The 11,317-nt window shown below is 71.4% G+C and carries 13 protein-coding genes and 1 riboswitch; of the genes, 2 read left to right on the top strand and 11 right to left on the bottom strand.

Annotated elements, in window-relative coordinates; all coding sequences use genetic code 11:
• Nucleotides 1–425: 425 nt before the first annotated feature.
• From AB0F29_RS33270 to clpS, 10 genes are all read right to left on the bottom strand, one after another.
• Nucleotides 426–1,376, bottom strand: a complete 951-nt coding sequence (locus tag AB0F29_RS33270; protein ID WP_361880093.1) for a cysteine synthase — start codon at nt 1,374–1,376, stop codon at nt 426–428.
• A complete protein-coding gene (locus AB0F29_RS33265; protein WP_361880091.1) occupies nt 1,376–1,663 on the bottom strand; it encodes a MoaD/ThiS family protein in 288 nt (95 codons plus the stop codon). Before AB0F29_RS33265 ends, AB0F29_RS33270 begins: the two co-directional genes overlap by 1 nt.
• A gap of 98 nt (nt 1,664–1,761) precedes the next feature.
• Complete coding sequence (locus tag AB0F29_RS33260; RefSeq protein ID WP_018958487.1) at nt 1,762–1,890, bottom strand: putative leader peptide; 129 nt, start codon at nt 1,888–1,890, stop codon at nt 1,762–1,764.
• A gap of 69 nt (nt 1,891–1,959) precedes the next feature.
• Nucleotides 1,960–2,757: an ABC transporter ATP-binding protein gene (locus AB0F29_RS33255; protein WP_361880089.1), complete on the bottom strand. Its 798-nt coding sequence runs from the start codon at nt 2,755–2,757 to the stop codon at nt 1,960–1,962.
• An 88-nt stretch (nt 2,758–2,845) separates the two neighbouring features.
• The gene (locus tag AB0F29_RS33250; RefSeq protein WP_361880087.1) at nt 2,846–3,886 is read right to left on the bottom strand and encodes an iron ABC transporter permease; all 1,041 of its coding nucleotides are present in this window, start codon (nt 3,884–3,886) and stop codon (nt 2,846–2,848) included.
• Complete coding sequence (locus AB0F29_RS33245) at nt 3,883–4,893, bottom strand: ABC transporter substrate-binding protein (RefSeq protein ID WP_361880084.1); 1,011 nt, start codon at nt 4,891–4,893, stop codon at nt 3,883–3,885. Before AB0F29_RS33245 ends, AB0F29_RS33250 begins: the two co-directional genes overlap by 4 nt.
• A 58-nt stretch (nt 4,894–4,951) precedes the next feature.
• Nucleotides 4,952–5,070: riboswitch (cobalamin riboswitch) on the bottom strand.
• An 80-nt stretch (nt 5,071–5,150) separates the two neighbouring features.
• Entirely contained in the window at nt 5,151–5,573 is a 423-nt protein-coding gene (locus AB0F29_RS33240; protein ID WP_361880082.1) for a M67 family metallopeptidase, read from the bottom strand.
• A gap of 130 nt (nt 5,574–5,703) precedes the next feature.
• A complete protein-coding gene (locus AB0F29_RS33235) occupies nt 5,704–7,155 on the bottom strand; it encodes an amino acid permease (protein ID WP_361880080.1) in 1,452 nt (483 codons plus the stop codon).
• 360 nt (nt 7,156–7,515) lie between these two features.
• Nucleotides 7,516–8,127, bottom strand: coding sequence for a DUF2017 domain-containing protein (locus tag AB0F29_RS33230; RefSeq protein WP_361880078.1), 612 nt, complete (start codon nt 8,125–8,127; stop codon nt 7,516–7,518).
• Between the two features lie 66 nt (nt 8,128–8,193).
• Complete coding sequence (gene clpS, locus AB0F29_RS33225) at nt 8,194–8,511, bottom strand: ATP-dependent Clp protease adapter ClpS (protein ID WP_026290599.1); 318 nt, start codon at nt 8,509–8,511, stop codon at nt 8,194–8,196.
• A gap of 79 nt (nt 8,512–8,590) precedes the next feature.
• Here clpS and AB0F29_RS33220 point away from each other — a divergent pair, with 79 nt between their 5' ends.
• Nucleotides 8,591–9,919 carry a nicotinate phosphoribosyltransferase gene (locus AB0F29_RS33220; RefSeq protein WP_361880074.1) on the top strand — a complete coding sequence of 443 codons (1,329 nt, stop codon included), beginning with the start codon at nt 8,591–8,593 and terminating at the stop codon, nt 9,917–9,919.
• Between the two features lie 234 nt (nt 9,920–10,153).
• Nucleotides 10,154–10,744, top strand: coding sequence for an isochorismatase family protein (locus AB0F29_RS33215; RefSeq protein WP_361880071.1), 591 nt, complete (start codon nt 10,154–10,156; stop codon nt 10,742–10,744).
• 61 nt (nt 10,745–10,805) lie between these two features.
• Here AB0F29_RS33215 and AB0F29_RS33210 read toward each other — a convergent pair whose 3' ends face one another.
• Nucleotides 10,806–11,237, bottom strand: coding sequence for a hypothetical protein (locus AB0F29_RS33210; RefSeq protein ID WP_361880068.1), 432 nt, complete (start codon nt 11,235–11,237; stop codon nt 10,806–10,808).
• Nucleotides 11,238–11,317: the final 80 nt, after the last annotated feature.

Below are 11,317 nucleotides of genomic sequence, written 5' to 3'. Positions count from 1 at the left end.
CGCCGCTACACCCTGTGCAGCAGCGGGCACATGCTCGGCATCGACGTGCACGACTGCGCGCGGGCCCGCGCGGAGACCTATCTCGACGGCGTACTCCCCGGGCCCCGCTCCTCAATCGCCGGAGGGGCTTGAAAGATGTCCTCAAGCGCCGGACGGGCGGGATGGGTGCGGCCGGGCCGGTGAAAGGAGAGTCCTCGGACGCCGGGCGAGCCGGGTTGGCCCGGACCGGTGGAAAGGGCGTCCCCGGACGCCGGGCCGGCCGGGGTTGGCCCGGACCCGCGGAAAAGACGTCCCCGGACGCCAGGCCGACCGGGGCTGGCCCGGACCCGCGGAAAAGACGTCCCCGGACGCCAGGCCGGCCGGGATTGGCCCGGACCCGCGGAGAAGACGTCCTCAGACGCCGGGCGAGCTGGATGGGGGCGGGGTCACGCCCAGAGCTGGCCCTGGAGGGTTTCGATCGCCGCTTCTGTCGTCTGTGCCGTGTAGACGCCCGTCGACAGGTACTTCCAGCCGCCGTCCGCGACGACGAAGACGATGTCGGCGCTCTCCCCCGCCTTGACCGCCTTGTTGCCCACGCCGATCGCCGCGTGGAGGGCCGCGCCGGTGGAGACGCCCGCGAAGATGCCCTCCTGCTGGAGGAGTTCGCGGGTGCGGGTGACCGCGTCGGCGGAGCCCACGGAGAAGCGGGTGGTGAGGACCGAGGCGTCGTAGAGCTCGGGGACGAAGCCCTCGTCGAGGTTGCGCAGGCCATAGACCAGGTCGTCGTAGCGCGGTTCGGCGGCGACGATCTGGATGCCGGGGCGGTTCTCGCGGAGGTAGCGGCCGACGCCCATGAGGGTGCCGGTGGTGCCGAGGCCCGCGACGAAGTGGGTGATGGACGGGAGGTCGGTGAGGATCTCGGGTCCGGTGGTGGCGTAGTGGGCGCCCGCGTTGTCGGGGTTGCCGTACTGGTAGAGCATCACCCAGTCCGGGTGCTCGGCCGACAGTTCCTTCGCGACGCGGACGGCGGTGTTGGAGCCGCCCGCGGCCGGGGAGGAGATGATCTCGGCGCCCCACATGGCCAGGAGGTCGCGCCGTTCCTGGGAGGTGTTCTCCGGCATGACGCAGACGATGCGGTAGCCCTTGAGCTTGGCCGCCATGGCGAGCGAGATGCCGGTGTTGCCGCTGGTGGGTTCCAGGATGGTGCAGCCGGGTGTCAGCCGGCCGTCCTTCTCGGCCTGCTCGACCATGTGGAGCGCGGGGCGGTCCTTGATCGAGCCGGTGGGGTTGCGGTCCTCCAGCTTGGCCCAGATCCGGACGTCGTCGGACGGGGACAGCCGGGGCAGACGCACCAGAGGTGTGTTGCCCACGGCTGCCAGCGGGGTGTCGTACCGCATCAGCGCATGCCGCCGGCGACGGCCGGGAGGATCGTGACGTTGTCGCCGTCGCTGAGCTTGGTGGTGATGCCGTCGAGGAAGCGGACGTCCTCGTCGTTGAGGTAGACGTTCACGAAGCGGCGGAGCTGGTCGCCGTTCGCGCCGTCGACGAGTCGCTCACGGATGCCGGTGTGGCGGCTCTCCAGGTCGGCGAAGAGGTCGGCGATGGTGTCCCCGTTGCCTTCGACGGCCTTCGCGCCGTCGGTGTAGGTGCGGAGGATGGTCGGGATGCGGACCTCGATGGCCATGGCGTGGGCTCCTGTCGAAAGCGTGGAGGTGGCGTGGGGCGCGCGTTTCTGCCCCCGCGCGGGGGGTGGTGCGTGTGGGTGGGCGCGCGGACCGCGGCTCAGGCCGGGCGGCTCACGGGCAGGCTGCGGGCGGGACAGATCGCGCTGGCGAGCCTGCACAGGTCGACGTGCAGCCGCGCGACGAGCAGCGTGCCCGGCGTCTTGTTGCTCACGTCATGGGGAACCATGCGGGCATCGTATCGATTCCCTGTGCGGAAACCCGAGTGTCGTATCAGATGGTGGATGGTGAGTGACCACTATGTGGAAAGAGAGGGGCTGGTGAGCTCCTCCGGCAGGTAGACGACCGTGGGTGCGCCGGTCTTCGGGTGGGTGCTGACCTCGGCGACGACGCCGTACACGTCGCCCAGCAGTTCGGCCGTGAGGACCTCTTCCGGGGTGCCGGAGGCGACGACGGCACCGTCCTTGAGGACGTAGAGGCGGTCGCAGTAGTACGCGGCGAGGTTGAGGTCGTGCAGGGCGAGGAGGTTGGTGGTGCCGAGGTCGCGGACCAGGGAGAGGATCTCCAGCTGGTAGCGGATGTCCAGGTGGTTGGTCGGCTCGTCCAGGACGATGAGCGACGGCTGCTGGACCAGGGCGCGGGCGACCAGGGCGCGCTGGCGTTCGCCGCCGGAGAGGGAGGGGAACGTACGGGGTGCGAGGGCGGCGATGCCGACCCGGGCGAGGGCCTCGGTGACCAGGGCGGTGTCGGCGGCGGTGTCCGCCTCCCAGAACCGTTTGTGCGGGGCGCGGCCCATCGCGACGACCTGGCCGACGGTGAGCTCGAAGCCGGCGTGGCCGTCCTGCGGGACGGTGGCGATGCGCTGGGCGCGGGCCTTCACGGGGAGGGCGGCGAGGTCGTCGCCGTCGAGGAGGACGCGGCCGTGGGTGGGGCGCAGGGTGCCGTAGACGCAGCGCAGGAGGGTGGTCTTGCCGCTGCCGTTGGGGCCGACGAGGCCGACGGTCTCGCCGTCGGCGGCGGTGAGGGAGACGGCGTCGACGAGGTGGCGGCCCTCGCCGACCCCGTACGAGAGGCCCTCGGTGCGCAGGGTGGTCACGGGCGGGCTCCTCGGGCGTACGGAGCGGTCGGACGGACTCCTCGGGCGTACGGAGTTGTCACGCGGGCTCCCTCGACGGGTGGCGTCTTCATACGGGTGCTCCTTCGGGGCGGCGGCGGAGCATCCAGAGGAAGAACGGGCCGCCGGTCAGCGCCGTGAGCACGCCGACCGGGATGTCCTGCGGGGCGGCGATCGTGCGGGCGGCCAGGTCGGCGAGGACCAGGAACACCGCCCCGCCGAGGGCGACGACCGGGAGCAGGGCGCGGTGCGCGGCGCCGACGGCCATCCGGGCCATGTGCGGGACCATCAGCCCGACGAAGCCGATCGCCCCGCTGTACGCGACGAGCGCCCCGGTCATCAGGGAGGCGAGGACGAAGACGGCGGCCCGGAAGCGGGCGGTGTCCAGGCCGAGGACGGTCGCGCCCTCCTCCCCCACCAGGAGCAGGTCGAGCGGGCGGGCCAGGGTGAGGAGGACGGCGGTGCCGGCGACCAGGGTGACGGTGGGGAGCGCGAGCATGTCCCAGCGGGCCGCGCCGAGGCCGCCGAGGGTCCAGTAGAGGACTTCCTGGAGGTGGTCGGCGCGGGCGGAGGTGACCAGGATCAGGCTGGTCAGGGCGGAGAGGACATAGGAGACGGCGACGCCGGCGAGGACGAGCCGGTTGGTGGTGAGGCCGCCTCCGCCGCGCGCCAGGGTGTAGACGAGGAGCAGCGAGAGCAGCGCCCCGGCGAAGGCCGCGGCGGGGATGGTGACGGTGGTGGCGAGGGTGGCTCCGATGCCGAGGACGATCACGATCACGGCGCCGGTGGAGGCCCCGGAGGAGACGCCGAGGAGGAACGGGTCGGCGAGCTGGTTGCGTACGAGGGCCTGGAGGACGGTGCCGATGACGGCGAGTCCGGCGCCGACGACGATGCCGAGCAGCACCCGGGGCAGCCGGACGTCCAGGACGATCGTGCGGAAGGGGCTCGCGTCCGCCCGCCCGGTCAGGATGTCGATGACCTGGCCGGGCGGGATGCGGACGGAGCCGAGGGCGAGTGCGGCGAGCACGGCGGCGGCGAGGAGCGCGGCGAGAGCGCCGAGGACCAGGGTGTAGCGGAGCAGCCGCCGCGGTGCGGGGGTGCGGCAGCTCACGGGGTGGTGGCCCCCGGGTGGAGCTGGGCGGCGAGTTTGCCGACGGCGGCGGGGACGCGGACGCCGAGGACGGCGTCGGAGAGCGGCATGACCGCGAAGCGCTTGTTCTTGACGGCGGGAACGTCGGCGAGGGCCGGGTCGGTGAGGAGGCGCTTCTTCTTCTGCTCGACGGTGGTGGCGCCGTAGTCGTAGATCACGATGGCCTCGGGCTTGCGGGCGACGACGTTCTCCCAGGAGGCGTCGCCGAAGGGCTTGTCGAGGTCGGCGAAGACGTTGGTGCCGCCGGCCCGCTCGATCAGTTCGTTGCCGATGCCCTCGCCGCCCGCGGTGAAGGCGGTCTTGTCGCCGCTGTCGTAGACGAAGACGGGGACGGGCTTCAGGCCGGCGAGCTTCTTGGCGGTGGCGGCGTTGTCGGCCTTGGCCTGCTTGATCCAGGCCTCGGCGCGGTCGGTGACGCCGAAGGTGCGGCCGACCTCGCGGATCTCCTCGTAGAGGGTGTCCATGGGCTGGTCGCCCTTGGTGCAGCTCTCGGTGTTGAGCCGGCTCTCGATGCCGGACTTCTTCAGCGCCGCGCGCCCGCGCCCGTCGCCTGCCGCGAACGCGCTGGCGTAGCCGCCGTAGACGAAGTCGGGGTTGGTGGCGAGGACCTGCTCGTAGGAGGGGTACTCCTTGGCGATGACGGGGACGGTCGCGTAGTCCTCTGCGTACTTCGGCAGGACCTGGTCGTCGAGGTAGGCGGTGCCGACGAGGGATTTCGCCAGGCCCAGCTCCAGCATGATCTCGGTGACGTGCTGGTTCATGGTGACGACGCGCTTCGGCGGGGCCTCGAACGTGGTGGTGACACCGCAGTTCTTCACGGTGTACGGGAATCCGTCGCTCTTCGCCGCGGCCTTGTCCCCGGTGGCGGTGGTGGCGCCGTCGGAGGAGGAGGAGGAGGAGGAGCAGGCGGTGAGGGCGAGCGGGAGCAGCACGGCGGCGGCTATGAGCGCGGGGGTGTGCCGGGACATGGCGAGGCCTCTCCGGGGGATTTCCGCGTCCCCTGGTCGATGCGAGAAGGCGGCGGGCCAGTTCCTGACTTCCGGGCCGCCCTCCGGTGCGACGTCGTCCGCTGGGGAGTCGTCCGCGTGGGAGGGGGCCCGGTCACAGTGGCGGGACCGTGCCGGATTCGCACCGGCTTCCTGGTTTTCCTGCTGCCTTGTTGGGTCTGGGGGCAGTGTGCCAGACCCGTGCGAGGGCGGGTGCCCCGCGGGGCACCCCGGTGAGGTCAGTACGCCTCGACGATCCGCACGTCTTCCTCGGTGATCTCGCCGTCCACGATGCGGTACGAGCGGAACTGGAAGGGTCCGGCGTCGTCGGTGTCGGCGGTGGAGACCAGGACGTAGTGGGCGCCGGGTTCGTTGGCGTAGGTGACGTCGGTGCGGGAGGGGTAGGCCTCGGTCGCCGTGTGCGAGTGGTAGACGATCACGGGTTCCTCGTCGCGGTCGTCCATCGCGCGGTAGAGCTTGAGGAGGTCGGCCGAGTCGAACTCGTAGAACGTGGGCGAGCGGGCGGCGTTGAGCATCGGGATGAAGCGCTCGGGGCGGTCCGACCCGGCCGGGCCCGCGACCACTCCGCACGCCTCGTCGGGGTGGTCGGCACGGGAGTGGGCGACGATCTGGTCGTGGAGCGCCTGGGTGATGGTCAGCATGGCGCCAGGATATGCAGGCGGCCCCTGCTGTACCGGTGGGTGGTACGGAAGGGGCCGCATGCTGGACACGTCGGCCGTTGGGGCGGCCGGGGCGGTCCGGGAGGAGGGCGGTGTGGGGCCCGCCCCCGGGTCAGTGGTGGGTCTTGGTGGTGGTCTTCTTCTCCGGGGTGCGCGCCTGGAGCGCCCGGTAGGAGACGAAGAGGATGAGCGCCCACAGGGGTGCGCAGTAGAGCGAGATCCTGGCGTCCTCGTCGATCGCCATCATCACGATGACCATGCCGATGAACAGGAGCGCGAACCAGCTCGTGTACGGGGCTCCGGGGGCCTTGAACGAGGACTGCGGGAGCAGACCGGCGTCGGCCATGCGGCGGTAGCGGATCTGGCTGCACAGGATCATGATCCAGGCCCACATGCCGGAGATGGTGGCGAAGGAGACGACGTAGTTGAACGCCTCGCCGGGCCACTGGTAGTTGATCCCGACGCCGACGAGCATCAGGGCGGCGGAGAACGTGGTGCCCACCAGCGGCAGGCCGTTCTTCGTCAGCTTGGTGAAGGCGCGGGGGCCCTGGCCGTTGAGGGCGAGGTCGCGGAGCATGCGGCCGGTGGAGTACATGCCGGAGTTGCAGGAGGAGAGCGCGGCGGTGAGGACGACGAAGTTGACGATGGCGGCGCCGACGCTGAACCCCATCTCCTCGAAGGCCTTCACGAACGGGGAGACGCCGGGCTTGAAGGTGGACCACGGCACGACCGAGAGGATCATGATCAGCGCGCCGACGTAGAAGACGGCGATGCGCCACGGCACGGTGTTGATGGCCTTGGGCAGCACGGTCTCGGGGTCCTTGGACTCCCCGGCGGTGACGCCGACGAGTTCCACGGCGAGGAAGGCGAACATGACGATCTGGAGCGTCATGAGCGTGCCGGTGATGCCGTTGGGGAAGAAGCCGCCGTCGTTCCAGAGGTTGGCGACGGTGGCGGTGTCGCCGGCGTCGGAGAATCCGACGGTGAGGACGCCCGCGCAGATCAGGATCATGCCGATGATCGCGGTGACCTTGACCATGGAGAACCAGAACTCCAGCTCACCGAAGAGCTTCACGGAGATCAGGTTGGCGCCGTACAGAATGACGGTGAACACCAGGGCGGACAGCCACTGCGGAATGTTCCACCAGTACGTCATATAGGTGGCGGCGGCGGTGACTTCGGTGATTCCGGTGACGACCCAGAAGAGCCAGTAGGTCCAGCCGGTGACGAATCCGAAGAACGGGCCGAGGAATTCCCGGGCGTACTCCGAGAAGGAGCCGGAGACCGGGCGGTACATGAGGAGTTCGCCCAGGGCCCGCATGATGAAGAAGATGACCAGGCCCGCGATGGCGTAGGCCAGGACAAGGCTCGGTCCGGCCCGGTCGATGGCTTTGCCCGCGCCGAGGAAGAGCCCGGTGCCGATGGCTCCGCCGATGGCGATCATCTGGATCTGGCGAGCGCCCAGACCGCGCTGGTATCCCTCGCCACTGGTCCCGGATTCCCCGGCGTCGCCGCCGGGCCGGCCCTTGTCGGCCTGTCCCTCGTCGACCTGCGCCGATGTCATGGTGGTGCGCCTTTCTCCACGCCGATCCGCGCCTCACAAGGCCGCGGATCAGGTCCTGATCCCCCCGGATATGGATGGAGTGCCGCCGGCGTTCGGCCGGTTTGTGGCGCCCCCGGGAACAGGGGTGGCGTTCCCGGGCGGTCGTGAAGATTTATCACGGCCGTCACGGGACACGGTGGGACATTCTGTGGCGCACGACACAGGAAAAAGCGGGCAAGGGGTTCCGTCCGGCACGAAAAGGCCGGATCACTTGGTGCGATCGTTATGCGGATCTGAGCGTCTGTTGAGCGAACGGAGGGCGCCCGCCCCGGCGTGGCGGGCGGGCGCCCTCTCCGTTCACGGCTTTACCGCTTTACCGCTTTACGGCATGAGCGTCTCGACGAGCGTTTCCTGGAGTGCGCCGAGCCAGAGGTAGGCCATCACCATCGGCTTGCGCGGATCGGCGTCGGGGAGCCGGTAGAGCGAGCCCTCGCCGCCCTCGTCCTCGTCGGAGACCTCCAGCCGGGTGCCGATGGTCAGGCGCAGGTCGTTGAGGGAGCGCAGCCAGCTGCGGCACTCGTCGCCGGTGAGGGTGAGGATGGCGCCGCCGTCCCCGGCGGGCGAGAGCGCGTCCAGGGTGCGGACGACGGTGACGGCGTCCTCGCGCTTGCCGGAGCGCAGGTCGTTCTCGGTGAAGCGGCGGAACTCGGAGGACAGCTCGCGGAGCTCCTCCTCCGGCTTTCCGCCCTCGGCGGGCCGGTCGGGGCCGCCGTAGGCGTCGGGGAAGAGCCGGGCGAGCGCCGGGTCGGACGGCGGCTTGCTGGGGCCCTCGGCGAAGAGGGCGGCGAGCGGGTCCTCGCCGTCGGCGGGCGTCTCGCCGGGGCCGATCAGTTCGAGCAGCTGGACGGCGAGGGAGCGCAGGATGGAGATCTCGACCTCGTCGAGCGCGACGGCCGCGCCGCCGCCTGGGGTGGCCTCGAAATGGCCGGCCATGGATTCTCCGATGGTGGGTCGAACGGGGCGGGGGAGGGCGGGGCGGTCGGGCGGGCCCGGGCGGCTCTAGTTGCGGTCCTGGGTGAGGGTGGCCCACAGTCCGTATCCGTGCATGGCCTGGACGTCGCGCTCCATCTCCTCGCGGCTCCCGCTGGAGACGACGGCGCGGCCCTTCTGGTGCACGTCCATCATGAGCCGGTGGGCCTTGTCCTTCGGGTAGCCGAAGTAGGCCTGGAAGACGTAGGTCACGTAGCTCATGAGGTTGACCGGGTCATTGTGGACGAGCGTCACCCACGGGACGTCCGGCTCGGGGACCGCGAAGGTCTCCTCGGCCGAATCGGGACGTTCGATCTCTAGCGGGGTAGCAACGCTCACCTGTCCCATGCTGCCACCCGGGCGGGTCCCGCGCATAAACGGACCCCACATCTCGTCACTTTGACGAATAGGGGGTAGCATCCCAGCCATGAACTCAGCGGACCTCGGGCGACGGGTCGGCGTTCCGTCGACCGCGCTCTTCACCGACCAGTACGAGCTGACCATGGTGCAGGCGGCCCTCAAGGCCGGCACCGCCGACCGGCACTCGGTCTTCGAGGCGTTCACCCGCCGGCTGCCCGAGGGGCGGCGCTACGGAGTCGTCGCGGGCACCGGCCGGGTGCTGGACGCGGTCGAGAACTTCCACTTCGACGACGAGATGATCGGCTTCCTGCGGCAGCAGGAGATCGTCGACGAGCCCACCCTCGAATGGCTGGCCGGCTACCGCTTCGGCGGCGACATCTGGGGTTACCCGGAGGGCGAGGTCTACTTCCCCGGCTCCCCGATCCTGCGCGTGGAGGGTTCCTTCGCCGAGTGCGTGCTGCTGGAGACGGTGATCCTCTCCATCCTCAACCACGACTCCGCCATCGCCGCCGCCGCCTCACGGATGTCGGCCGCCGCCGGGGACCGCCGGCTGATCGAGATGGGCGCGCGCCGCACCCACGAGCTCTCCGCGGTCGCCTCGGCCCGCGCCGCGTACGTCGGCGGCTTCGACGCCACCTCCGACCTGGCGGCCGGCTTCCGCTGGGCGATCCCGACCGTCGGCACGAGCGCGCACGCCTTCACCCTGCTGCACGACACCGAGCGCGACGCGTTCCGGGCGCAGGTGGACTCGCTGGGCCGGGGCACGACGCTGCTGGTCGACACGTACGACGTGACCGAGGCGGTCCGGGCGGCCGTCGAGATCGCGGGGCCCGAGCTGGGCGCCGTACGGATCGACTCCGGCGACCTGCTCCTGGTCGCGCACCGGGTGCGGCAGCAGCTGGACGAGCTGGGGGCGACGGACACGAAGATCGTGGTGACCTCGGACCTGGACGAGTACGCCATCGCCTCGCTGGCCGCCGCGCCGGTGGACGCGTACGGGGTCGGCACCCAGCTGGTCACCGGGAGCGGGCACCCCACCTGCTCCATGGTCTACAAACTGGTGGCCCGCGCCGGCTCGGCGGAGCCGGACGCGCCGCTGGTGCCGGTGGCGAAGAAGTCGCTCGGCGCGAAGTCGTCGAGGGGCGGCCGCAAGTGGGCCGCCCGCCGGACCGACGCGCACGGCGTCGCCGAGGCCGAGGTGATCGGCACCGGTCCGGTCCCCGAGGAGCTGGCCGACCGGCAGCTGCCGGTGGAGCTGGTGCGCGGTGGCGAGGTGCTCGCACGGGAGCCCCTGGAGGCCATCCGGGAGCGGCACGTGGCGGCGCGCGCGGGGCTGCCGATGTCGGCGATCCAGCTGTCCCGGGGCGAGCCGGTGATCCCGACCGAGTACGCCTGAGAACGGCGCGGGGCGGCCCGCTGGGGCCGCCCCGGCGTCCGGACCGGCCGGGTCCGGAACCGGGGGTTTGGCGGACGGGCTTGATTGTGACGGTCCAGTGCCTAGGCTCGAACCCGCGGACACACCCGGAAACCCCGGCACCCCCCTCCGCTCGGCGCCACCCCGCTCCGGCCCCACGAGCTCCCGCCCCGTCCCCGCCCCATCCGCGCCCGCCCCCACCGAAGGACACCCGCCATGCACCGCGCATTGATCGTCGTGGACGTTCAGAACGACTTCTGCGAGGGCGGCAGCCTCGCGGTGGCGGGCGGTGCCGACGTCGCCGCCGCCATCACCGACCTGATCGGCGACGCCCAGCCCGGCTACCGCCATGTGGTGGCCACCCGCGACCACCACATCGACCCGGGCGACCACTTCTCGCCCAGCCCGGACTTCGAGCACTCCTGGCCGGTGCACTGCGTCGCCGGTACGGAGGGGGTCGGCTTCCACCCGAACTTCGCGCCCGCCGTCGCCTCCGGCGCGATCGACACGGTGTTCGAGAAGGGGGCGTACGCGGCCGCGTACAGCGGGTTCGAGGGCTCCGACGAGAACGGGGCCGGACTCGCCCAGTGGTTGCGCGACCGCGACGTCACCGAGGTCGACGTCGTCGGCATCGCCACCGATCACTGCGTACGGGCCACCGCGCTGGACGCGGCCCGCGAGGGCTTCGTCACGCACGTGCTGCTCGACCTGACCGCGGGCGTGTCCGGGGCGACCACGGAGCGGGCCCTGGCGGAGATGCGCACGGCGGGCGTGAAGCTCTCCGGCACACCGGTCGTCGCGTCGTAACCCCACCGCGCCCGGGTATCACCGCCTCGCGCACCGCGCCCGGACATCACACCTCGTGCGCCTACGCGGCCGGGCGGGCCGGTCCGGCGTATCCGGCGGGGCCCAGCAGGGCCCTGATCGGGTGCCACAGCTCCTGGCACGACTGGGGCGACGCGGAGGGCGGGGGCGACGTGGGCGCGAGGCCCGGCAGGCCGGCCGGCTCCGCCTGCGGGGCGGCCCGCCACAGCAGCCCGTCCGGATGGTGCAGCACCGCCGTGACCTCGTCCGGCGTGGGCGGCCGGTCGTTGCCGCGCAGGTAGACCGCCCGCAGCCCCAGGTTGCGCAGCCTGGTCAGGGCGCGCGCCCGGTTCGCCGCGTGCACCAGCACCCGCACCGGGGCCCCGGGCCCCGCCCCCGTACCCCCGTGGGGGCCCGCTCCGTCGGCCGGTCTGGTCAGGGTCAGTGCGACCACCACCGTGCCGTTCGGCAACCTGCAGAAACCTCCGCCGGCCATACTCCGCGCTCCCCCGTGAGACGTCGTGTCAATAAGGATGTGAACAAGACGCACCTAAACACGATCGGCCGCCGCCCGCT

Origin of the sequence: Streptomyces sp. NPDC026589, assembly GCF_040638385.1 — a bacterium.
Lineage (GTDB): Bacteria > Actinomycetota > Actinomycetes > Streptomycetales > Streptomycetaceae > Streptomyces.
Note: the sequence above shows the minus strand (reverse complement) of the source record. Positions and strands in the feature narration are given on the sequence as shown.